Origin of the sequence: Floridaenema aerugineum BLCC-F46, from assembly GCF_041929345.1 — a bacterium.
GTDB lineage: Bacteria > Cyanobacteriota > Cyanobacteriia > Cyanobacteriales > Aerosakkonemataceae > Floridanema > Floridanema aerugineum.
The window spans coordinates 1-21,740 of the sequence record NZ_JBHFNQ010000054.1 but is presented as its reverse complement, the minus strand read 5'-3'; the positions used below and the strand labels follow the sequence as shown (position 1 = coordinate 21,740).

The 21,740-nt window shown below is 40.2% G+C and carries 25 protein-coding genes; 9 read left to right on the top strand and 16 right to left on the bottom strand.

The window, feature by feature from the left end; translation table 11 throughout:
* Positions 1-59 precede the first annotated feature (59 nt).
* Together rppA and ACE1CC_RS06850 are read left to right on the top strand one after the other, a co-directional pair.
* Positions 60-746: a two-component system response regulator RppA gene (gene rppA / locus ACE1CC_RS06855; RefSeq protein WP_413269722.1), complete on the top strand. Its 687-nt coding sequence runs from the start codon at positions 60-62 to the stop codon at positions 744-746.
* A 270-nt stretch (positions 747-1,016) separates the two neighbouring features.
* Complete coding sequence (locus tag ACE1CC_RS06850) at positions 1,017-1,718, top strand: hypothetical protein (RefSeq protein WP_413269720.1); 702 nt, start codon at positions 1,017-1,019, stop codon at positions 1,716-1,718.
* 75 nt (positions 1,719-1,793) lie between these two features.
* Here ACE1CC_RS06850 and ACE1CC_RS06845 read toward each other — a convergent pair whose 3' ends face one another.
* From ACE1CC_RS06845 to ACE1CC_RS06790, 12 genes are all read right to left on the bottom strand, one after another.
* A complete protein-coding gene (locus ACE1CC_RS06845) occupies positions 1,794-3,059 on the bottom strand; it encodes a serpin family protein (protein WP_413269719.1) in 1,266 nt (421 codons plus the stop codon).
* A 75-nt stretch (positions 3,060-3,134) separates the two neighbouring features.
* Positions 3,135-4,121 carry a 1-acyl-sn-glycerol-3-phosphate acyltransferase gene (locus tag ACE1CC_RS06840; RefSeq protein WP_413269718.1) on the bottom strand — a complete coding sequence of 329 codons (987 nt, stop codon included), beginning with the start codon at positions 4,119-4,121 and terminating at the stop codon, positions 3,135-3,137.
* Positions 4,122-4,141: 20 nt separating this feature from the next.
* On the bottom strand, positions 4,142-4,447 hold the full coding sequence (locus ACE1CC_RS06835; RefSeq protein WP_413269717.1) for a (2Fe-2S) ferredoxin domain-containing protein: 306 nt from the start codon (positions 4,445-4,447) through the stop codon (positions 4,142-4,144).
* A gap of 118 nt (positions 4,448-4,565) precedes the next feature.
* The gene (locus ACE1CC_RS06830) at positions 4,566-5,873 is read right to left on the bottom strand and encodes a serpin family protein (RefSeq protein WP_413269716.1); all 1,308 of its coding nucleotides are present in this window, start codon (positions 5,871-5,873) and stop codon (positions 4,566-4,568) included.
* On the bottom strand, positions 5,870-7,081 hold the full coding sequence (locus ACE1CC_RS06825; RefSeq protein WP_413269715.1) for an aspartate aminotransferase: 1,212 nt from the start codon (positions 7,079-7,081) through the stop codon (positions 5,870-5,872). The genes ACE1CC_RS06830 and ACE1CC_RS06825 overlap by 4 nt, the downstream gene beginning before the upstream one ends.
* Positions 7,082-7,354: 273 nt before the next feature.
* Entirely contained in the window at positions 7,355-8,446 is a 1,092-nt protein-coding gene (locus ACE1CC_RS06820; RefSeq protein ID WP_413269714.1) for an iron-containing alcohol dehydrogenase family protein, read from the bottom strand.
* 171 nt (positions 8,447-8,617) lie between these two features.
* Positions 8,618-9,817: a pentapeptide repeat-containing protein gene (locus ACE1CC_RS06815; protein ID WP_413269713.1), complete on the bottom strand. Its 1,200-nt coding sequence runs from the start codon at positions 9,815-9,817 to the stop codon at positions 8,618-8,620.
* 71 nt (positions 9,818-9,888) lie between these two features.
* Positions 9,889-10,113, bottom strand: coding sequence for a transcriptional regulator (locus ACE1CC_RS06810; protein WP_413269712.1), 225 nt, complete (start codon positions 10,111-10,113; stop codon positions 9,889-9,891).
* Positions 10,114-10,259: 146 nt separating this feature from the next.
* The gene (locus ACE1CC_RS06805; RefSeq protein ID WP_413269711.1) at positions 10,260-11,108 is read right to left on the bottom strand and encodes a hypothetical protein; all 849 of its coding nucleotides are present in this window, start codon (positions 11,106-11,108) and stop codon (positions 10,260-10,262) included.
* 78 nt (positions 11,109-11,186) lie between these two features.
* Positions 11,187-11,891, bottom strand: a complete 705-nt coding sequence (locus ACE1CC_RS06800; protein WP_413269710.1) for an NAD(P)H-dependent oxidoreductase — start codon at positions 11,889-11,891, stop codon at positions 11,187-11,189.
* 124 nt (positions 11,892-12,015) lie between these two features.
* On the bottom strand, positions 12,016-12,774 hold the full coding sequence (locus ACE1CC_RS06795) for a peptidylprolyl isomerase (RefSeq protein WP_413269709.1): 759 nt from the start codon (positions 12,772-12,774) through the stop codon (positions 12,016-12,018).
* 216 nt (positions 12,775-12,990) lie between these two features.
* Positions 12,991-13,833, bottom strand: a complete 843-nt coding sequence (locus ACE1CC_RS06790; RefSeq protein ID WP_413269708.1) for a retropepsin-like aspartic protease family protein — start codon at positions 13,831-13,833, stop codon at positions 12,991-12,993.
* Positions 13,834-14,023: 190 nt separating this feature from the next.
* Here ACE1CC_RS06790 and carA point away from each other — a divergent pair, with 190 nt between their 5' ends.
* From carA to ACE1CC_RS06765, 5 genes are all read left to right on the top strand, one after another.
* On the top strand, positions 14,024-15,166 hold the full coding sequence (gene carA, locus ACE1CC_RS06785; protein ID WP_413269707.1) for a glutamine-hydrolyzing carbamoyl-phosphate synthase small subunit: 1,143 nt from the start codon (positions 14,024-14,026) through the stop codon (positions 15,164-15,166).
* 242 nt (positions 15,167-15,408) lie between these two features.
* Complete coding sequence (locus tag ACE1CC_RS06780) at positions 15,409-15,768, top strand: STAS domain-containing protein (protein ID WP_459563813.1); 360 nt, start codon at positions 15,409-15,411, stop codon at positions 15,766-15,768.
* Between the two features lie 111 nt (positions 15,769-15,879).
* Positions 15,880-16,299 carry a Mini-ribonuclease 3 gene (locus ACE1CC_RS06775; protein WP_413269706.1) on the top strand — a complete coding sequence of 140 codons (420 nt, stop codon included), beginning with the start codon at positions 15,880-15,882 and terminating at the stop codon, positions 16,297-16,299.
* Positions 16,300-16,500: 201 nt separating this feature from the next.
* Complete coding sequence (rlmB, locus tag ACE1CC_RS06770) at positions 16,501-17,586, top strand: 23S rRNA (guanosine(2251)-2'-O)-methyltransferase RlmB (RefSeq protein ID WP_413269705.1); 1,086 nt, start codon at positions 16,501-16,503, stop codon at positions 17,584-17,586.
* 70 nt (positions 17,587-17,656) lie between these two features.
* Entirely contained in the window at positions 17,657-17,938 is a 282-nt protein-coding gene (locus ACE1CC_RS06765) for a DUF1816 domain-containing protein (RefSeq protein ID WP_413269704.1), read from the top strand.
* Positions 17,939-18,009: 71 nt separating this feature from the next.
* On the opposite strand, the gene ACE1CC_RS06760 is transcribed toward ACE1CC_RS06765, so the two are convergent.
* The 3 genes from ACE1CC_RS06760 to ACE1CC_RS06750 form a co-directional block, all read right to left on the bottom strand.
* The gene (locus tag ACE1CC_RS06760; RefSeq protein WP_413269703.1) at positions 18,010-18,873 is read right to left on the bottom strand and encodes an alpha/beta fold hydrolase; all 864 of its coding nucleotides are present in this window, start codon (positions 18,871-18,873) and stop codon (positions 18,010-18,012) included.
* 59 nt (positions 18,874-18,932) lie between these two features.
* The gene (locus ACE1CC_RS06755) at positions 18,933-19,664 is read right to left on the bottom strand and encodes a DsbA family protein (RefSeq protein WP_413269702.1); all 732 of its coding nucleotides are present in this window, start codon (positions 19,662-19,664) and stop codon (positions 18,933-18,935) included.
* 132 nt (positions 19,665-19,796) lie between these two features.
* On the bottom strand, positions 19,797-20,258 hold the full coding sequence (locus tag ACE1CC_RS06750; protein WP_413269701.1) for a hypothetical protein: 462 nt from the start codon (positions 20,256-20,258) through the stop codon (positions 19,797-19,799).
* Between the two features lie 219 nt (positions 20,259-20,477).
* Between ACE1CC_RS06750 and ACE1CC_RS06745 the strand changes: the two genes are divergently transcribed.
* Both ACE1CC_RS06745 and ACE1CC_RS06740 read left to right on the top strand, forming a co-directional pair.
* Complete coding sequence (locus tag ACE1CC_RS06745; protein WP_413269700.1) at positions 20,478-20,705, top strand: CdiA C-terminal domain-containing protein; 228 nt, start codon at positions 20,478-20,480, stop codon at positions 20,703-20,705.
* Positions 20,689-20,931, top strand: a complete 243-nt coding sequence (locus ACE1CC_RS06740; RefSeq protein WP_413269699.1) for a hypothetical protein — start codon at positions 20,689-20,691, stop codon at positions 20,929-20,931. Before ACE1CC_RS06745 ends, ACE1CC_RS06740 begins: the two co-directional genes overlap by 17 nt.
* 242 nt (positions 20,932-21,173) lie before the next feature.
* On the opposite strand, the gene ACE1CC_RS06735 is transcribed toward ACE1CC_RS06740, so the two are convergent.
* Positions 21,174-21,740 (bottom strand): hypothetical protein (locus ACE1CC_RS06735; protein ID WP_413269698.1); only part of this gene is annotated, 567 nt, incomplete at its 5' end.

Sequence of the window (21,740 nt, the reverse complement as noted above, 5' to 3'; positions counted from 1 at the left end):
GCGCTTTAGCGCTAGAATTTAGCGCTAAAGCGCAACAACGTACCTTTCTCAATAGTTCTATGAAAATTCTTTTAGTTGATGATGAAACTGAACTCGCCGATCCTCTCAAAGCAGTGTTAACTCGCGATGGTTACAATGTAGATGTAGCTTATGATGGCATTTCTGGAAGTCAGTTAGCCATCCAGGGAAATTATGATTTATTAATTCTTGATTGGATGTTACCACAAATCTCTGGTTTAGAAATTTGTCAGGATTTGCGTCGCCAAGGAAAAACTACCCCGGTTTTATTTTTAACTGCTAAAGATACTTTAGACGATCGCGTACAAGGTTTAGATGCTGGCGCAGATGATTATTTAGTCAAACCTTTTGAATTGCGCGAATTATTAGCAAGAGTTCGCGCTTTATTGCGTCGAGTAACCGTGTTAGAATCAGCGACAACTCACCAAAGATTAAAAGTCGGAGATTTAGAATTAGACTTAGACAATCAAGTAGCTTATCGTCACGAAAGAACGATCGAATTATCCGAAAAAGAAAGTCAGCTTTTAGAATATTTAATGCGTCATCCCGGAGAATTATTAACTCATATAGAAATTTATGAACATTTGTGGAGTGGTGAGGAACAACCGAGTAGCAATGTGTTAGCTGCTTTAATTCGTTTGTTGCGCCGAAAAATCGAAGCAAATAATGAAACTCAATTAATTCACACTGTTTATGGTAAAGGTTATCGATTTGTAGAAGAAAAGTGATTAGGACTTACGCTCCAAACCCGGTTTCTTAACGATAATTTTATAATTTCAGCGTTTGGGTAAGCACGAGAAATCGGGTTTTTTGGGTTATGGTGCGTCGCCTGAGTTCTGTTCCGCTCAAAATAAATCCGTATAAATTCAGAGAAATTGATGAAAAATTTATAAATAGTCACTTGTTTATAAAGTTTCAGTAAAACTACTTATTTTACTGGCGTACAAACTAGTTAAAAGTTAAATTAGGTTCAGAATAACTACTGAAATACCAATTTTATGACTAGTATTACTTTAGTCAAAAAACTATCAATGGCTGTGGTTGGAACTACATTCATAGCCTTGGGAAGCATTAGTACAGCAAAAGCATCTACTCTTGTTCTGGAATCAGCAACATTTAGTTCGGCAAGCTTGAATTCAGGATACACAGTTGGATTGTCTCAATCAGTGGGTTGGCGTTTTCAGATCGATCGTTCCTTACAGGTGACAGATATTGGTGGTAATTTTGGTACGTTTTATAATTCGGGAAACATTTTTGGCGCGATCGTTTCTCTAGATAGCCTCAATGCTTTACCTTCGGGAAATCCTAATTCTCTGCAAAATGTTTTAGGTAGCACTACCTTTACTCCTACTTCATTAGGTGGTGATACCCTGACTCCCCTATCAGTATTACTTAATCCTGGTAATTATGCTTTGATCTTTGGTAGCGGTCAATTTGGTGCAACTGGTTTTAGCGGTATGCCGTATACTGGACAAATAAACTTTCCGGGTTCCTCTTACTTTTTTAGCAATACTAATTGGATAAATGGTGGTGTGTCCAACGCACGCTTTATTGTTAAAGGCAATGAAGTAACAACATCCGTTCCTGAACCTACTTCAGTATTAGGTTTATTGGCTTTTTCTCTGCTGTCTATTTCGCAAATTCTTCAACGCCAAGGTTACAGCAAAAACACTGATACATTTGAGCATGAGAACAACTAGTGTTTGTCTAGAGTTAGGACTTACGTAAAAACCAAGTTTGGAGCGTAAGTCCTCTACAAATTATTTTGTACTTAATTATTTCGGATCTACAATTGAACCCATAAATAGAATTGTTCCGGTTTGATTATCACGAATTGCACAGAAGAAAGGGCGATCGACAACCATTTTAAAAGGCGGTTCTTCTCTTATTGGTATGGAAGTTGTCCTAACACCCACAGAGGTTACTGCTGCTGCTTCTGTCCCTTCTTCATTAACTTCCACAAAAGTTTTGTGTTTGACTTCATCAATTTGTACATCTCTTGGAGTCATGTTAGAAAAATTCGCTTGGTTTTGAAAAACCACTCCCATTCCCAACGCTTGCAGTGCTTCATTTAAAGTAATATCATACTCTAATTTGAAGCGAGGTAAAACAATTTCCCCGTCTCTTGAAGAGAATTGTTTCATCCATTGTTGCCAGTTTTCCGCAGTCAAATTACTGTTAAAATCAGTCAGTTTAACATTCGGTTTTGGCAAAAAGACAAACATACTTAAACGTCCTGAACCGTAAGGTAAATTTACGGCTTGAAACTGAGGATTTTCATAGTACCGATATTCACCCCTTTGAGACATTAAAGGATGTTGTTTGCGAGTTCCATTGAGTAAAGTAAAAGGTTTTTCTTGCGTAGCAGATTTAGAAAACTCTTTTTGCCAATTACCTTTAAAGTAAATGGCATTGATTAAAAAAAGAACGGCAGAACGATCGATACTATCAATGATTGTCGGGATTTTCGAGTTAGTGTTTTGGCTTACCCAATCATTGATAATCTTTACAGAATTGGGGTTGTTGAAATCTAAGTTTGTTGCTTTTGCTTGGTAATATTTCTCTGTTGTTTGCAAGAATTCAGGTAGAAAAGGAAATCCTTGTTTTAACCAAAGAGAGTTAGCAATATCTAGCCGCACTTTTGGATCGATCTTCGTTAAACTTTCCATTAAAGCTAACTGGGATTGGTTAATTTCTGCTAAACTCATTCCTTGTAATTGTAAGGTTTGAGCCATTGCTTGTTGAGTCGAACCAGATGCACCATTATAGGTCATTTGTAGTGCGATCGCTACACTAGCAGGCGAAACAAAAATATTTCTATCAGCACTTTTTGCGAAAATTTGGGAAAATAATTTAAATCCAAAATTAGTATTTGCTTGCACTAATTTTTCATTCATATTATTAGTATTTTGTTTGGTGAAAGGGCTGTAATTTACATTTGCTTGCACTTCTTTGGGTTGCCGAATCAATGACCCTGTTAGGAAAGTGACTAGGATTAAACTTAACGCTAAACTCATCCGTCTCAGGAGTTGCTTTTTCATAATTTCCCTTGGTTAATTGCTCTTTCAAAAAGCATTGACAGATCCTAAGTCGATTTGTAGCCTAAAAAGTTCCCGTCAGATATTATTTAATTCTCTAATTTGTTTTTGCATATTTTCTTTGAGTTCTTGGGCGCGACGATAAGCATTAGTGTGATTACTATCAGTTGGATTATTTGGTAAACAAACTGGTTGAACATAATAACACAGTTGAGTTTTCATTGCCCAAACTCCCATTGAGGGAAAGAGTAGAAACACAGGCATTAAAAACGAAATGGGTAAGAAAGGAAGACCAAATATTTTACCTACTTTTCTGATGTTGATAGCCCAAGGATGGAGGAACTCACTGCCTAAACAAACTACGGGGGAAATGGGGATTTGATAGCGATCGCTTAAACTAATAAAACTAGGATGAAAAGTTTCTAACTGATAACGATAAAACCAACCTTTACCAGGCCCACGTATACCTTCTGGCGCATAAAGTAAAATGATTTCCTGGGAAACTGCCTCTGCAAAATCATCTAATTCTGCTCTCACACCGCCTAAGACTTTTGACCATCCAGGTGGTAGCCACCAAATCATCCAAGGATGTTCAAATAAAGAAACACCAGCCAAGGGTTGCACAGTCCAATTGCGCGTTTCTCCCAACAAATAAGCTAACACTAAAAAATCCCAAGGGAAAGACATTCCCGCATGATTTATTGCTACTATTAATGGTGCTTTTTCTGGCAAATTTTCTCCCTGTTTTAACTCTCCTCGAAAATAGTATTTAGCAATCGGAGCCAGGATTTCTTGGCGAAAAGCTTGTTGATAATTCGGGTTAAATTCTTCATTTCCTTGGCGGGGAAAACGACAACCAAGCCGCAACCAACGAATTAATAATGCTAAATAAAAACCACCGGGAATTAAAAACAAAATATATTCTAGGCAATTCCAACCATCAGGATCGGCGTGATATCTTTGCCAATGGCGATTAAATAAAATCAACCAACCTGGTGGATACCACAGACAAAACCAGTCAAACCAGGAAAATTTATAATTTAATTTATCTTGTTCATACTTCATGGTTTTTTACTGTTAAAATACTAAGGGGAATAAAACATTTCCATTCTTAAATGAATTCTAGGGTTCAGCTTGGCTTCTACAGGTTTTCCTTGTTGGAGATGTTGTTCCACAATTTCAGGAACATCACTAGGTTGAACGCGACAATACCAAGTTTCATCAGGTAAAATTCTGACTGTAGGGCCAGAACTGCACTGTCCCAGACAAGGACTAGTTTGCACTTCTACTTCAGCCATTTCTCTGGCTTGAAAGGCGGCTAACACTTCTGCTGAACCATTTTTCAAGCAAGAAGTGTGTTGGCAAATCATTACACAGCGAGGTTCTGACATAGAGTATTTAAGTTAATTATGGGTGATTAATTTAATTGTGAACGAAAATAGCTGACTTTTGCTGAGAATTATTTATTTACTCCCATGATAATTATATTTTATCGACTAAAGTCACATTTTACTGAGGATCTACAATAGATCCCATAAACAGTATAGTTCCGGTTTGATTGTCACTAATTACACAAAAGAAAGGGCGATCGACAATTATTTGGGTTACTCCTCCTCTACTACCTCCTATCGTGGTAACTGCGGCGGCTGTAGTACCCTCTTCATCAACTTCTACAAAAGTTTTGTGTTGAATTTTACCAATCCATAAAGGAGGAACAGTAATAGCCGAAAAATCAGCTTTCTGACTAAAAGCTATCTGCATTCCTAAAGCTTTTAAAGCATCGACTAAATCAGTTCCATATTCTAATTTAAAGCGAGGTAATCCAACTGTAATTAATTGAGAATAATCATTTTCTAGTTCATTACCATTGAAACTTTTCATCCATTTTTGCCAATTTATATCATTTAAATTTTGATAGAAACCTCTTAAACCCAAATTGGGATTAGGTAAAAAAACATACATACTTAACCGATGATCAGCATAAGGTAAGCTAATTGCTTGAAATAATTCATTTTCATAATATTTCAGTCCAGGTATTTGTTGAAACATCATTTTGACTGGCTTTTTAGTTCCATTTACCAAAGTGAAGGGATAGTCTTTAGTTAACTCTTTAGCAAAGGGATATTTCCAGTTACCGAGAAAGTAAATCGCGTTGAGTAAGAGAAAAGCTGTATTTGGTTCTATACGCTCAATAATACTATCGATCTTGCCATTAGTACGGTTTTTCACCCAATTATTAATCGTAGCCGAGGCTTGAGGTTGTCGGAAGTCAATCCTTTGAATTTCCGCTTGATAGTGCTGTTGAATTTTTTGACTAAAATCTGGTTTAATGGTTTCTTGTTTATCGATCCACAAGGAATTAGCTATCTGAAGCTGAGATTTAAAATCAGATTCTTGTAGTTGATTTTTGATTAGTGCATTCGCTTCATTGACATCTTGAATGCTGATTTCTTGTAATTCTAATGTTCGACCGATCGCTTGTCTAGTTTCACCATTACTGGCATTGTAAGCGATCGCCAAAGCCATGCTCACACTAGCAGGAGAAATAAAAATATTCTGGTTAGCTTGTTTGGCTTGCAACTGCGAAAATAGCTTTAAACTAAATCGTGTATTGGCAGCTATAACTTGCGGATTAATTGCCGATTGATTAACAGAAACTAGATCCCCGACTTCTTCAAGAAGTCGGGGATCTGATGAAATAGAATTGGCCCAAAAACTATACCCATTAGCAACAGATTGATTTTGCCACCAAATCATAACTAAGCCAACAAAAGCCCAGCCAAGAATTACGTAATTTACTACAAATTTAACTTTCACTCTGAACTAGCAACTAATGCTTCTGATTGGTAACGGATGTTAGCCTGTTTCAAGCGTTGCAAAGCAGTAGCTAGGCGATCGCAATCAGCAATCAAACTGATTCGCACATAACCCTCACCCGCAACACCAAAGGCATTTCCCGGAGTAACTACAACACCAGTTTGCTGCAATACGGAAAGCGCGAAATCTGTCGATCCCATACCTAGCGGACAAGGTACCCAAAGATACATCGTCGCCTTAGTTTTCGGTACATTCCAACCCAAACTCGCCAACCCATCAATCAAAAAATCCCGACGAAGGCGATAGCGTTCTTGCACCTCTTGTAAATATACATCTGGCAGTTGAAGCGCCGTTTCCGCAGCTGATTGTAAAGCCGCAAAAATCCCATAATCCAAATTAGTTTTTAAAGTGCGTAAACCTTGAATAATATGACGGTTTCCCACCACAAAACCCACACGCCAACCAGCCATATTATAAGTTTTAGACATAGTGTGAAACTCCACACCAATCTCTTTCGCGCCTGGAATTTCTAATAAACTAGTCGGTTGATAGCCATCAAAAGCCAACTCCGCATAACACAAATCATGCACCAGCATAATCTCATGCTTACGAGCAAAAGCCACAATTTCTTCAAAAAACTCTCGTGGAGCAGTCGCCGCAGTCGGATTACTCGGATAATTAAAGTAGAGCATTTTGGCGCGTTGGGCAACTTGATCAGGAATGGCCCCCAAATCAATTAACCAATCATTTTCCGGCTTTAAGATTAAACTATAAACCTCACCACCAGCAATCACCGGGCCCCGAAAATGGGCGGGATAAGCAGGAGAAGGCACCAAAACCAAATCGCCTGGGTTAATGTAAGCGATCGCCAAATGAGTCAAACCCTCCTTAGAACCCAACAAAGGCAAAGCCTCACTACTCGGATCGAGTTCCACCCCATAACGACGCTTATACCAATCAGTAATAGTTCGCCGGAAACTAGCAGTCCCCTCAAAAGGCGGATAACCATGATTAGCCGGATTTTGCAAAGCCCGAATCGCCGCCTCCACCACAGGTTGAGGAGTCGCCCCATCAGGATTTCCCATTCCCAAATCAATCAAATCCAAACCCTGTTCCCTAGCCCGCGCCTTCAACTCATCCAACCGCGCAAAAACATAAGGAGGCAAAGCTTGTAACCGTTCAGCAGGCGTAATCCAATTTAAACTCATCTTATTAACTTATTGCACAACTGCCTAAACACCCAATAAGAGAAAAAAACCCCCAACCAAAAGGGGTGTTTGAAAAGTATGTCACCTTTTGGGGACTGGGGACTAGGGACTGGGGACTGGGAAAGTTTTGAGTTGTCGGCTCAGATCTTGCAGCCAGGGAGGTAGAACCTCCCCAATCTCGTTCCCAGGTTCAACCTGGGAACGAAAGACAGAGGCTCTGCCTCTTGTCCCCCAATCCCCAATCTCCAATCCCCAATCCCCAGCCCCCAATCCCTACTTCTTCCTCGCCTCTTCCTGAATCTTCGTAGACACCATAGCAGCCATCAAATGATCCGGCGTAACCTCAAAAGGTAAGCGATGGATATCAGAATTAGGAGAACAGGTAATTTCAGCCGCTTGGCGTAACTCAGTTAAAGTAATATTACCCAAACCTAAATCATCCAAAGATCGCGGTAAACCAATTTCCCCATAAAACTTTAACAACTGTTGTCTCGCCGCAGCTGCCAACTGATTACCTTGCAGCATCTCCTCCAAACGCAGTTGCACCAAAATCCCATAAGCCACCTTCTCACCATGCAAAGAATCATGGGCAGCCGGAATGTGAGTTAATCCATTATGTGTAGCATGGGCGGCGACAGTGCGACATTGCGCCCCACCTAATCCACCAATCACACCTGCTAGCATGACTGTGGCATCAACAACTTCTCGCCAATCTTCGCCCCCCGGTTCTTGTAAGGCAGCGAGAGACTTTTGGAATAAGATATCTCGTAAAACTCTGGCTTGTTGAACCGCACCAATAATAAAGGTTTGCTGAGAACTTCCACTGCTAACAGATGCTTCGTACCATTTCGCCAAAGCATCGCCTATTCCCGCAACTAAAGTCCGTTGTGGCGCAGTTTGAATTAAGCTGTAATCCAACAACAATAAATCGGGACAACGTTCTAAAGGCACATCGTAAAGATATGCACCTTGTTCAGAATAAATGTTAGAAAGGGCTGTCCAACCTGCACAAGTTGCCGCTGATGTGGGTATGGTAACAACAGGTAAGTGGCATTGCTGCGCTAAAAGTTTGGCAGTATCCAAAGCTTTACCACCACCGACACCAATAATCATGCCAGCTTGATGTTGTTCTACCTTGGTTCTCAAGGAAGCCAAAGTAGATTCTGAACAATCTGGACTATAGTGAGCAAAAGCAGTAGTTAGCTGTTGTTGTTCTAATGCTAGCTGCAACTGCGGTTGAACTACGGCAAGAGATTGCACGCCCCCCACTACCAAGGGGTTTTTACCTATGCGTGCGATCGCTTCCCCACTCTGGGCTAGGGTACAGCGGATTACTTGGCTTGGGGCAATGGCAAGACGAGACACTGATGTAGTTGAAGTAAACACTTATGGCAAAGATTAATCGGTATTACAACAAGACTATGTTAGCTATTTAACATTTTGGCATTCTCTTGGGAAAAACAACTTATTCTTAGTATTATTTTTGTAATATAGCGATCGTGACATTTCAACGCTTTGGAACTGTCACCAAAATGCTCAAGATTTGCTCAAAAGCTCTAGGAACTCTCGCACCACATTATCAGGTTGCTCGTCGCACCTTTTCCAGTCGAAGCGATACACCCGAACTCCACTATGTTCAAAATATCTTTCTCGTTCTTGCTCTTTTACCCTTCGTTTTGGTGTGTGAGAAGGATCATCCACTTCTATAATTCCCCATCTAAAACCTTTAGGAGTCTCGCAACATACTAGAAAATCTGGCTCTGCATTCTGACGACCTTCTGGTGTATTGAGCCTAGCCATGCTATTGGCGAAATACAGAAGTCCTGCTCTATCAAGAGCTTCTGCAATTTTTACTTCATATTTAGAACGAAAGCGTAATCTATTCCAGTGGATAATTCTTTGAGTGGGAGCTAACTTAACATGATTGAGTCCCAATTCTTCAAAGATTGTTCCACGGAATTTTATTCCTACTAATTTAGCATCGGTAAAATCAGTTCCAACTAAGTTTGCATAGCTCAAATCAGCATCAGTTAAATCACATCCATTTAGATTAGCATGAGCCAAATTAGCCTGACTTAGGTTTGCTCCGACTAAATAAGCATTACTCAGATCAGCTTTAATTAAGTTGGTTGCTGATAGTGAAGCACAACTTAGATCGGCATTCCTAAGCTCAGTACCAACCATATAAGCATTGTCTAGCTTGGCTCCACTCAAACTAGCGTCATTTAGCCAAGCATCGCTTAACTCAGCTTTTCTTAAATTAGCACCACTCAAATCAGCTTTGTCAAGGAAGGCAGAAGCAAGATTAGCACCATAAAAGTTAGCTCCACTTAGATTAGCTCCACTTAAATGAACTGAATCCAAATCAGCACCACTCAGATCTGCATCACCCAAATCAACGTCATTTAAATCAGCACCGTCCAGATTAACCCCTTTCAAACTTCTTTTTCTGGCTCCCTGATTAACAATTTCCCAAGCCATCCGCCATTTTTCATCAATGTTTGTGGTCGAATCAATTTCAGTACCTCTGAGATCAGCACAATTCAGATAAGCATCTCTCAAATCAGCACCGATAAGATTTGCATACCTAAGATTAGCGCCAAAAAGATCTGCACCTCTCAGGTTAGCTTCTCTCAGATTAGCTCCTGTTAAATCATTAGCACAACAGTCTAGCTCAATCCCAGAAAAATCTCTTCTTCCTGCTGCATAAAGTTCCAAAAGTTCATCAGCATCCATAATTAGTTTGTACTTTTTGCCAACAACTCAAGCGCCTTAATTAAATTATTAAACATATAAACTACAAAATATTATTGATTAATCTCTTTTACGGTGACAGCTAACCGCAATTCCAGCGAATCCAACAAAGCTACTAAAGTGTAAATTTCAGTACCTCCTGTTTCTAACAATATTTTATCAAGTTTTGCATAGTGTTCTTTCGCTCGATCGGAAAGCTCATTCATCTGTAAACGAGCATCTACCACATCTTTGAGTGTCAGACGTAATACTTGAGGATCTTTTTCTTCTAGTTCCAAAGCAACCTCGATATTACCAGCGACTCTTTCGGGGACTTGCAGCTATTTTATCAAATAATCTCCGTAGTTTCTATTTATTGGCGTTTTCATCTTTTAATACTTGTATCTTTACACTTCACGACTAAAGTCGTTACAACAAACTGATCTCACTCTGCTAAACCTGCTTCTTGCAATACTTGTGTTAGTAAGTCTGTTAATTGCAGTTTTCCCGCCCATTGGTTGAGATAATCAAAGTCTAGATTTTCTCTTTGTAGTTTTAGTACACCTAAAATATCCCGCCATTGTTTTTGCGATTCTCTAGCAGTCATGCGAAACCAAAGAAGTTTTTGTAATACTGTATCTTCAGGGGAACAGATATAAAAGGATTTACTAAGATCATTGTCGGGAATATGTAACTGACGGCGAGACATTTGGGAACGAGAAAATTCATCGTCACGCATCACAAATAAGTCGGCTTTTTCGGTTGTGGTTAGGTGAATTACATTAAATGATGATGTTCTGCCTCTAATGGCTTCGTCTACAGCTACTTCGCTAATATAAAATTGTCCTGCCATTGCTTGAATTAATGGTTCTATTTGGGTAGTTTGAATATTTATCACTAAATCTAAGTCTTGAGTAAATCTTATTTCTCCTTGAAGAGAACTGGCTACGGAACCGCCAACATAATAAGGAATATTCAGAGAGTTGAAGATAGTAGCTAATTGATGTGCTAACCAAATTGGATCTTCTAACATTAGTTCTCCTGAATATTCTAATTTACTGAAAAAATTCGCCCATTTTTGTCCTAAACGTTTTCTCACATATTGCTGTTTAATTAGGCTTGGGGAGGAATTAGGAAACTGATTTTTAATTCCCATTAAAGCTAGGATTGAGCCTTTTTTTGCTACTCGTTGAAACAAAGCTTCTTTTTCCTTTGGGGTCATTTTTCGCCAAAGGTCAAACTGCACTTTTTCTGCTTCAATAGTTGTGTCGATCGCCTGAGTCCGATAACCCATCTCCAAACCACTTTAAATTTTACATTTAATCTTCCCTAGTCCCCAATACCCAATCCCCAGTCCCCATTCCCCCAAAAATTACTTGCTTTTTAGTTGAAAGCGATCGTCATAATCGCTCAAAGGCGGATAAAATATCGGTTCCGTTTCTTCAATTTTCAACAATCTATCTTGATAAGCATTTAAGTAAACTTGGCGTTTTTCTTCATCTGCATGAGCCACCGCCCAAGCAATAAAAGGTGGTAAGACATCAAAGCCAACGAATCTCAGAATTCCGTGATGAATCGGAAAGAGGATTTCATTAATATTACCATTAATCCCGATCGCAGTATACATATTTTCCGGCCCTCCAGTAGTTAAGGAAAGCATCGCTTTTTTGCCCTGAAAAACTCCGTTATCATACCATTTACCACCGCCGTAAACTTTGCCCATTGCCAAAGTGCGATCGACCCAACCTTTAAGAATTGCAGGTAAAGAAAACCACCACAAAGGAAACTGCATTATTAATACATCGCACCACTCTAATTTTTCCATTTCCGCCTGAATATCGGCAGCAAAACCGTTAACTTCTGTCGCGTACATTTCTTCTATTTGTTGTTTGAAGTAATCGGGGTTTTTCTGGGTAGTGAAATTGCGGCGATCGGAAACTGGATCGAAATTCATCGCATAAAGGTCAGAAATTATTACTTCATGACCTGCCGCTTCTAACACCTGTTGAGCATGACGAGTTAAGGTACCATTAAAACTTTGAGGTTCAGCGTGGGCATGGACAATAAATACTTTCATGATTTTTCCTAGATTTCTATATTGTAAAAATAACTTATCTATCCCTAACATTTAACAGGATGTAGAGACGTTCCATGAAACGTCTCTACTCAAAATCAAGAAACGCCTCTACTCAAAATCGAGATTAACTAACTTGCAACTTCACATTGAGCTTTTGCAGTCTTTCCCCTAACCAGCGTTCAAACAACTCATTTTGTAATGCTTGTCTTACTTGGAAATCTTCTAAAGAACTAGGTAAAAACTGCTCAACACGAAACAAACCCCAACGTCCTTCCACTTGTAAAGGCCCTAAAATAGTTCCAGCTTCAGCCTTTATTACCTCACTCAGGAGAGGTTCTGGTAAAGTTCCTATACTGATAGCGCCCATCATTCCATTAGCTAAACGCTCCTCAGTCAAAGAATGTTCTCGCGCCATTTGTTCAAAACTATCACCAGTTTCAATTTGCTCGCGCAGTTCTTCCGCAACATCGGGATTATCCACAATAATGCGCGATAAAACCACACGATCAAGAAAAATTTTGCGCTCATTGTAATAATTTTGCAAACTGGATGAAGTCACTAGTCCCTTCAGTTTGTCTAGCTTAAAATTAAAAGCAAACTGATTATGAAAAGTTGGGTAATCTATACCCTTACTATTGAGCCATTCTTGAAAACGCTTAGGATCGGTCAACTGACTTTGAATGCGAAAATCAATTATTGCCTGTTCCACAAGTGCATTTTCAATTTGAGGATCGCCCAGCTTGAGTTGTTCTTGCTCAATTATGTGCTGTCGCAGAATATCCCCGATAAAAAGCCCAAGTTTGCCACAACTTTGCAGATATCGCAAAGCTTGTTCCAAAAAAATGGGCTGGTCATCAACTATAAGAAATGATTGGGAAGTCATGAATTAGCCAGATTTTACACAATTAGTTTCCTTGCCCTTATTAATTTTATGGCTGTTGTGACCATCTGCTACCGAAGTAGCGCAAGAAGGCAAAAGGGGGAAGTTTCTCGTAAGGAGAGTTTCTCGTAAGGGAGAAAGTTTTGAATTTTGAGTTTTAAATTCACCTAGTCCCCTAGTCCCCTAGTCCCCCTGTCCCCTAGTCCCCTAGTCCCTTAGTCACCGCACGCGGAATTCGACAATATTATTTTTGATGGTCATATCATAGCGGGAAAAAAAGTCTTGTCCCAATAGCCCAATCTCCAATCCCGGTGGAATCCCTACAGGGACATTTTTCAGCGAAGCACCAGCCACTTGTATTGCATCCACACAGCCGACACCAATTAAAGCACCACCAGCAGCAGTACTCACCTTTGCCACTGCAAAAGTTTCTACCTTTAATCTGGCTGCCATCTCTTGAGTAATGGCTGTACCACTAGCCCCTGTGTCCAACATCATCTCAAAAGTCTGCTTAATATTGGCGTTAGTCAAGGTAACATCAATTACCAAAGTGCCAAATTCTCGCCGTTTAATTGGTACGCGAATTACTGTACCAGAGGGCGCACTAGTGCTGAGTTTCGTAGTACACTTACTTTCCAAAGAAACTTGCTTGGCTCTAGGGTCTGCTTGTTTGGCTGCGTAATCTGCTTGCTCTTGATATTCTTTGATTTTGGTTTGGGCTTTGGCATAATTGGGGCTGGAAGTTGGTACTGCTTTGAGCAGTTGCATGACTTTTTGCCATTGACTGTGGACTAATTTCCAATCTTCGCGGGATTGAGCAGATTCACTTATACTTTTAGCACGGGCAGCTTTGGCGATCGCTTCCTCATAACTATCCTCTACCGCTACTTGCTCCTGCTTCACCACCACAGTTTTTGGTGAAGCAACCGTTGCATTTACTTTAGACTCAACTTTAACTACAGGGCTTTGAGTAGCATTATCACTACTACAAGCTATACTCAGAAGTGCTATCATTCCCGAAAGTAAGATTAATAGCCCGCGATCGCGAGAAACTTTTTCCATAAAAAACTTTAATAGCCATACTCTACTCTGCACCTAATTTAACCTTGCCCCCTGGCAGAAAAATCGAAATTTAAACTTTTATAAATAAAAAAGGAATGTAATCAAATCCCAACATTAATCCAAAGAAAAACCTCACAACTCTTAGAGGTCGTGTAAGATTAACATCGCTACGAATCAAAGACAGGAAACTATGGCACTTTTAGATGCTCAACCAGCGCTGCTTGTTTTAGCCGATGGCACAACTTTTCGGGGTTGGTCATTCGGTGCGCCAGGAACCACAATTGGAGAAGTGGTGTTTAACACTGGCATCACTGGATATCAAGAAGTATTAACTGACCCTAGCTATTGCGGTCAAATTGTGCTCTTTACTTATCCTGAACTAGGCAACACGGGTATTAATCCCGAAGACGAAGAATCAGAACGTCCCCAAGTTCGAGGCGCTATTGCCCGGAATATCTGCACTCGTCCTAGCAATTGGCGCTCTACCCAATCTTTACCCGATTATTTGAAACAATACAATATTCCGGCAATTTATGGCATTGATACCCGTGCCTTAACGAGGAAAATTCGCGAGTTTGGGGCAATGAACGGGGGAATTTCAACCGAAATCCTCGATCCTTCTGAGTTACTTGCTAAAGTAAAAGCTGCTCCGAGTATGGCTGGATTAAATTTAGTTAAAAATGTCACTACTCGGAAGGTTTACGAGTGGTCTGAACCGACTAACCCGGTTTGGGAGTTTAAACCAGTAGAAAAAACTGATGAATCTTTTACAGTTGTGGCGCTTGACTTCGGTGTGAAAAAGAATATTCTTCGCCGTTTAGCTAGTTATGGTTGTCGGGTGATTGTAGTTCCGGCTGATACACCAGCAGAAGAGATTTTAAAATACAATCCTGATGGTATTTTCCTTTCTAATGGTCCTGGCGATCCGGCGGCAAATATTGAGGGAATTGAAACTACCAAGGCTTTACTGAAGGCGGAAAAACCTGTGTTTGGTATTTGTATGGGACACCAAATTTTAGGTCTTTCTTTGGGTGGGGATACTTATAAACTCAAATTTGGTCATCGTGGTTTAAATCAACCTGCTGGGTTAACGGGAAAAATTGAGATTACTAGTCAAAATCATAGTTTTGCGATCGATCCCGATACAATTCCCGATGCAGATGTCGAAATTACTCATCTTAATTTGAACGATCGCACCGTCGCCGGTCTGCGCCACAAATCTCTACCGATGTTCTCTGTCCAGTATCACCCAGAAGCCAGTCCAGGTCCCCATGACGCTGACTACCTCTTTGAACAGTTTGTCCAAAAAATGCGCGAAAATCGCCAAGGTTAGGGATTAGGGGTTAGGGGTTAGGGAGATGAGGGATGGGGAAACAAGGGGACAAGGGAAAGTTTAACTCTCTCACTCAAAACTCTCTCACTCAAAACTCTCCCCAGTCCCCAGTCCCCAATCCCCAATCCCTGACTCACAAATCCATCCATAAATAGCTAGACAAAATCCCAGAAACTATATATACTGGAGCCTCTAGTGAAGGACTATGGAGCTAGGAGGGAACTATTGCTGAGGCACTGAACTTGACTGTGAGCCTAAGAGGCACAAGAGATGTCAAGGAAAATTACCAGTTATTTCGTCTGACTGGCTTATTAGATGCGTTTTCGGAACCGAATTTTCGTAAAGCGATCGTTGGCTTTATCCAACAAGACGGGCCAAAAAATATCATTTTGGATCTTTCCCAAATCGATTTTCTCGATAGTTCTGGTTTGGGTGCTTTGGTGCAAATAGCCAAGGAAGCTCAAAATAACAACGGCAGTCTACAGATTGTCCCTAACCCCCGTGTTACCCAAACAGTTAAGCTAGTACGTTTAGAAAAGTTTCTATCTTTGCAATCATCGGTAGAAGCTGCCCTAGAAAACATCAAAAACAAAAAAGAATAAGTTGGTAAGACGAAATATTTCTCATGCTATCCGGTGGATTTCTGGATAGCAAATTTGTTGTGAAAAGATTTAATTATTTCCCATGAGCATTTATGGTAAAATTCAAAATCGATGTTTCATCAGCCGCTCTCAGATATAAGTTACTCGTTGACAGAAGTTAATCAGCTTTCTCCTGTAGCTTTGGCATATATAGGAGATGCAGTTTTTGAGTTATATGTTCGCAGCCGTTATCTTTTGCCTGCCAAAAGGATAGACAAGTATCATCGGCAGGTGGTGTTTCAAGTGAGAGCAGAAAGTCAGGTCAGGCATTTGCGATCGCTCCAACCCCATCTCACAGAAGCGGAGAGCGAAATTTTACGGCGTGGGAGAAATGCTGCTAGTGGAGGGCCAAGGCGACTATCGCCAAAAATCTATCAAGAAGCTAGTAGCCTAGAAACTTTGATTGGATATCTTTATCTCACAGATTCTCAGCGTTTAGCTCAATTGTTAGCCAAATTAGACTTAGATTTCCCCCAAGAGGAAGAGTCTTAAATAAAACTCAAGACAGCTGGAACTACAAATTCGGACTATGTACATTAAAACCAGACACCCGATCGAAAAGTGGATTGGTTATTGGTGATTAGTAAAAGTATTGATGAGTAGCGGGGAAATAGCTTTCCGGCTGCTTAAGAGACTACTTAATTAATCACCAATTGCCTATCTCTCGAACTTACTAAAATTCCTGACAAAATAATGAGTAAAAATTACCGCAAAGAAAATCCAGGTCAGCCCAAGCGCAGTAGACCTCTCAAAGGCAGACTAAACAGACCATCGGTAAAACCAATTCGTAAGGTAAATGGTAACGTTCCCTTACCTGAACTGCGAAATAAGTCTGGCAATGAGTCTGGCAATGAATCTGGCAATGAATCTGGCAATGAACCGGGTAATGAACCGCGACGGGAACCGCGACGGGAACCGCGAGTGATAACTCGAAAGGTAACTGGACAGGAACCTCAACAGGTAAATCATGAGGTGAATGGGGAATCTGAAGATATTGATATGATCTATGGTCGTCAGTCGGTGTTAGCAGCTTTGACGAATCAGCGTGCTTTGAATCGAATTTGGATTTTGCCCCATCTGCGTTACGATCCCCGTTTTCATACATTGTTAACTCAAGCCAAAACAAATGGCACAGTAATTGATGAGGTAGAAGCGAAGCGTTTAGATTACATTACTCACAGAGGGAATCATCAAGGAATTGCGGCACAGGTTGCGCCTTATGAGTATGTGGAATTAGCAGATTTGATTTCAATAGCTAAAAGTGTTTCGGAACAACCAGTAATTGTGGTTTTGGATAGCGTTACCGATCCCCATAATTTAGGTGCAATTATTCGCACATCAGAAGCTTTGGGAGTTCATGGGATGGTGATCCCGCAACGACGGGCGGTAGGGGTGACATCAACTGTGATCAAAGTAGCGTCGGGGGCTTTAGAAAATATACCAGTTGCTAGGGTGGTGAATTTGCGATCGGCCTTAGAAGAATTAAAAGCGGCAGGTTTTTGGATTTATGGGACAGAAGCTAATACTAATCAAGCATTGCATACGGTTCAGTTTACAGGCCCCATAGTTTTGGTGGTAGGTTCCGAAGGGGAAGGTCTGAGTTTATTAACTCAACGTTGCTGTGATTTTCTCGTATCTATTCCTTTAGGAGGAAAAACGCCTAGCTTAAATGCTTCAGTTGCCGCCGGAATGGCACTGTACGAGATTTTTCGCCAACGTTGGTCAAGTACACTACACCTAGATAAGTTAAAAAAAGATACTTTGAGAAAAGAAAGGTAACAGAGTATAAAGAAATTTAAACAGAGAAGCTCAATAGACGGCATTGCATCCTAGAGGACAGGTTGAGGTCATGAAAGAAGTTTTGCTCAGCATTCTAGATTTCTTCGGTTTGGCTTGGTGGATCGAAATTATTACTCAAAAACCCCACTGTACTTACTATTTCGGCCCTTTTCTCACAGCTAAGGAAGCGCTAGTGGCTAAGACTGGCTACATAGAAGATTTAGAAATGGAAGGGGCGATGGATTTTCATGTGTTTATTAAACGCTGTAAGCCAAATAACCTGACTGTAGATGACGATTTGGGGGAGAGAATTGACCGCAAGGCTTCACCAGCTTTTAGCGGTCAGTTTTAGGACATCCGATCGCCAAGGGAGAGTTTTAAGTTGGGGGAAAGTCTGAGTTTTCAGTTGTCTCCCCTACTCCCCTACATCAGGAGTTCCCCACCTCCGACTACTTGGGGACGATCGGCAATCCAGCGATCGATATCTTGAAGTACCTGTTGTGGGATTTCCCAAGGAAAAAGATGGGCGGTGTTGGGATAACATTGCCATTGGGAGTTTTGGAGATGCTGTGCTGTTTCTAAACTTGATTCTGGGGTGATGTGGCGATCGGCTGATCCTGCCATAACTAAAGCCGGACAATTAATTTGGGAGAGCTCTGGAACTCGGTTGTATCCAGTTCTAATCGCTGTAGTTAAAGCGCGTGTAGCAGCTGATGATGTTCTTAAGTAAGCAGCAACGGCTTCTGTGGCTATAAAGTTGTAAGTAGCAGGAGTATGTTGTTGAATTAGGTAGCGAAACAGAGATTTTTTCCCGAAAGTTTCAATATTCCATTGCCAACCTGGTTGTAATTGATTTACGATCGCCGCTAATCCCGTGTAAAGGTTATCTTGCCAACTAATAGGCGGATGACTACCACGCGGACGAGCAGCGGTGGCAATTAAAATTAATCCGCTGACTTTTTCCGGGTTTCGCAAGGCTAATTCTAAAGCTAAAATGCCTCCTAATGACCACCCCAATACTAGGCAACGCTGAATTTGTAAGCGGTCTAGCAGGCTTTCCAAGTCGTTTAAATGGTCTTGCATGGCAAAATTCCCCTGACAGCGACTTTGACCATATCCGCGCAAGTCAGGGGCGATGGTTTGAAAGCGTTGAGAAAGGTGTTTGGTAAAAACGGACATACTGTTGCTAGAACCAGGATGTCCGTGTAAACAAAGAATGGGAAATCCTTTGCCTTGAATGTTAACGTTGAGTTGCATTTTTGTGGTTTGTCCTTTGTCATTAGTCATTAGTCATTTGTGAGAAATTTTGTCTAATGAGCGATAACTAATGACCAAAACATGATTAATTATTTAACACGGGCTAACACATCTTCCACGTCTGATAATTGGACTGCGCCGGAAAATGTTGCGCCATTGAGTACAAAAAATGGTGTGCCGGAAATGCCGACGCTTTCCCCTAAAATCATATCTTCGGTGATGGATTTTTCAGCGGTTTGGCGATCGCTATTAAACTTCTCCAAATCCAAGTTCAAATTTTTGGCAGTCTCCAAATAAAACTCTTCACCAAGTTTATTCTGCTGAGTAAATAAGGCATCATGATATTGCCAAAATTTACCTTGTTGCCCTGCTGCCCAAGCTGCTTTTGCTGCTGGTAAAGCTTCTGGGTGAATGCTAGATAAAGGGAAATGCTTGTAAACTAAAGTGACTTCATCCTGATGTTTTGCCATGAAGTCTTTAATAGTTTTGTGTGCTTGGGCACAGTAGGGACATTGAAAGTCAGAAAATTCTACTAAAATAATCTTTTTTGCAGGCGCTCCGGTAATTGGAGATTGACCAATTATAGCATCAGGATTGGTTTTCATTTGTGCAACAAATGCTTGTTGCGCCTGCACCAATTGATTTTGAATTTTCTGTTGGTATGCTTGTACAGATTCAACAATTGCTTCTGGATGTTGGCGGATAATTTGTAAAACTTGTTCTTCTAATTGTGGGGAAATTCTATTAGCTGCTTGGGCGGGTGATGTCCAAAGGAAGAATGTTAAAGTGAGTAGTAAAATGCAGATGCGGATTATAGGCATAAATCACCTCATGAATTGATTATCTCTAATTATTATTGTAAGTGCGATCGCAAAAGCGCGGCTCGATAAAATTTTACATAGTGGAGCAATATAGAAACCCAGTTTTTCTAAAAACCCGAGTTTCGCACAAGTTTAGGGGCGAGAAACATTTGCTGTCAAAACAACAGATTCAATAACGTTATTTTTTGGTGCAGCTGATAAAACTTCTGCATCTATAAGTTCTTTCACTTTTTCAAAAATTAAACTTTCTGTTTCTTCTCCATCGGTTAGTTTATCATAAAAATACCGATCTGATAGCCACTCTTCAAAAGCTAATTTTAACAGCCCATTTGGATAAACCTCAAACCTCCAATATGAAGATAAACGATTATCAATAACTTCAAATAATGGGGCTGGATTTTGCTGGGGATAGTAGGTATATCCATCATCGCAAATATAATACCAAATGCTTCCCTGCCATTGATAAAGAGCGTAAACTATATATTCCTTATCAATTGTTAATTGAAACTCAGTTTCTTTGGTACGACCTACAGCAGGGTCTAGGTAGGTTTCGTTGAGAAATTCTCCTGTATTAGCAATACAACGAATCCGCATAATTTAATTACCTAAAGATTTGTAGATGTTGTTTTAAGATACAGCCGTTTAAACTTGAATTCAACATTTTCAAGAGTCTGGCGATTTCGGAACCAATGAATTTGTACAGACGCTCCATTTATAATTTTGGTTTGTATACTAGCCATTTTAACCCAATCTTCAAGATTGCCACCATAGTTAGCAACTAGTCGAGACGCATCTCTTAATGGTTCTTGTGGTGTGCCGAGCAATGCAGTTCAGCGAGGTGTGGCTGTAGCTAAGAAACGCGCTCCTAATGTGGCTTACCATATAGATAAGGATGTTGATATTGGAGATATTAATAGAGGGATTGCTAGAGCTATGGTTTGGGATACAGAAAGGCTGTTGCAAAAAATAGCTTTGGTTTTTAATGATGGTAGAATTCAGGTTTTAACTAGGGAGGAATTGGATAATGGAGAAAAATTTTAATAATATTAAACAAAGGATCGAATTGGGTATCAAAAATAATATTCCTGTGGAATCAAAGTTAATTATGCTTGGGGAAATTGTATATGCAACAGAACGGCAAGATTTAACTCCAAAAGAAGCACGAGAATTGGAAGCTTTGTTAAATTTAGAAGAATCTATCAAGGATTATAAAATTATTAGAGAATTAGCAATTTTTGGGGAGTTAGTTTCAGTAGAAACTTTTTAGCGATCGCATAAATAACAGAACATAGTCCGATCGCATAACCAAAAACAACCTAATCGCACTTTTCCCACCAACACAAAAAAGAGCGATATGCAAGAGAGCAAGCTACGCGAACGCATTTTCTAAACTTAGCTGAAAAGAGCGATCGCCTAACTCAAAATAGTTCGATCGCACTTGCTAAAGAAACCCAGTTTTTCTAAAAAACCGAGTTTCTGAAAAGGTTATTAAGAATGATTTTCTTAATTCTATCTGCTAAACCTAGCCAATAATTCATCACGGGATAATTGCAACAGCAACAAGGTAAACTCTTCTGGCGGTAACTCTAACAAAGGAGCAACTATTGATTGTAGTTCCTCATCTAATACTCCAAAGCGAATTTTGAGCAAGTTTTCTACAACAATGCTTTCACCTTGCTGTATTCCTCGTTGAATACCTTGTTGTGTAGCCTCATCTAACCTCTCTAAATAAAGTGGTGATAATTCCATAATTAACTCCCTGTCTTCTGCATCTAAATTTTGATTTGTCTCTAAAATAACGCGCAGATTATACAGTAACTCTAGCGCATTTGCTCGTAAGGGGTTATCTTCTGGCAGTGCAGTTAATTCATTAATTGCTTTTTTTTGGACTGTTCCCTTACCCAAAATTCTCAGCCAGAGTGTTTCTGGAGTAGCTGGTAACTGATGAATGGCTACGATCGCAGTTTTCAACCCCTCGCCTAGTAAATAAACTCCAGGTTCCCAGTTTTCGCCATCAGAAATTGCCCTAAATTCATCTAATAAAAGTGGTGATGCTGTGGGAGTGAGAATCCATAA

What these genes read in the sequence shown, in the direction of transcription:
- rppA (WP_413269722.1), top strand. Translation starts at nt 60, where the DNA reads ATGAAAATTCTTTTAGTTGATGATGAAACTGAACTCGCCGATCCTCTC.
- ACE1CC_RS06850 (WP_413269720.1), top strand. Translation starts at nt 1,017, where the DNA reads ATGACTAGTATTACTTTAGTCAAAAAACTATCAATGGCTGTGGTTGGA.
- ACE1CC_RS06845 (WP_413269719.1), bottom strand. Translation starts at nt 3,059, where the DNA reads ATGAAAAAGCAACTCCTGAGACGGATGAGTTTAGCGTTAAGTTTAATC.
- ACE1CC_RS06840 (WP_413269718.1), bottom strand. Translation starts at nt 4,121, where the DNA reads ATGAAGTATGAACAAGATAAATTAAATTATAAATTTTCCTGGTTTGAC.
- ACE1CC_RS06835 (WP_413269717.1), bottom strand. Translation starts at nt 4,447, where the DNA reads ATGTCAGAACCTCGCTGTGTAATGATTTGCCAACACACTTCTTGCTTG.
- ACE1CC_RS06825 (WP_413269715.1), bottom strand. Translation starts at nt 7,081, where the DNA reads ATGAGTTTAAATTGGATTACGCCTGCTGAACGGTTACAAGCTTTGCCT.
- ACE1CC_RS06815 (WP_413269713.1), bottom strand. Translation starts at nt 9,817, where the DNA reads ATGGATGCTGATGAACTTTTGGAACTTTATGCAGCAGGAAGAAGAGAT.
- ACE1CC_RS06805 (WP_413269711.1), bottom strand. Translation starts at nt 11,108, where the DNA reads ATGGGTTATCGGACTCAGGCGATCGACACAACTATTGAAGCAGAAAAA.
- ACE1CC_RS06800 (WP_413269710.1), bottom strand. Translation starts at nt 11,891, where the DNA reads ATGAAAGTATTTATTGTCCATGCCCACGCTGAACCTCAAAGTTTTAAT.
- ACE1CC_RS06795 (WP_413269709.1), bottom strand. Translation starts at nt 12,774, where the DNA reads ATGACTTCCCAATCATTTCTTATAGTTGATGACCAGCCCATTTTTTTG.
- ACE1CC_RS06790 (WP_413269708.1), bottom strand. Translation starts at nt 13,833, where the DNA reads ATGGAAAAAGTTTCTCGCGATCGCGGGCTATTAATCTTACTTTCGGGA.
- carA (WP_413269707.1), top strand. Translation starts at nt 14,024, where the DNA reads ATGGCACTTTTAGATGCTCAACCAGCGCTGCTTGTTTTAGCCGATGGC.
- ACE1CC_RS06775 (WP_413269706.1), top strand. Translation starts at nt 15,880, where the DNA reads ATGTTTCATCAGCCGCTCTCAGATATAAGTTACTCGTTGACAGAAGTT.
- rlmB (WP_413269705.1), top strand. Translation starts at nt 16,501, where the DNA reads ATGAGTAAAAATTACCGCAAAGAAAATCCAGGTCAGCCCAAGCGCAGT.
- ACE1CC_RS06765 (WP_413269704.1), top strand. Translation starts at nt 17,657, where the DNA reads ATGAAAGAAGTTTTGCTCAGCATTCTAGATTTCTTCGGTTTGGCTTGG.
- ACE1CC_RS06760 (WP_413269703.1), bottom strand. Translation starts at nt 18,873, where the DNA reads ATGACTAATGACAAAGGACAAACCACAAAAATGCAACTCAACGTTAAC.
- ACE1CC_RS06755 (WP_413269702.1), bottom strand. Translation starts at nt 19,664, where the DNA reads ATGCCTATAATCCGCATCTGCATTTTACTACTCACTTTAACATTCTTC.
- ACE1CC_RS06750 (WP_413269701.1), bottom strand. Translation starts at nt 20,258, where the DNA reads ATGCGGATTCGTTGTATTGCTAATACAGGAGAATTTCTCAACGAAACC.
- ACE1CC_RS06740 (WP_413269699.1), top strand. Translation starts at nt 20,689, where the DNA reads ATGGAGAAAAATTTTAATAATATTAAACAAAGGATCGAATTGGGTATC.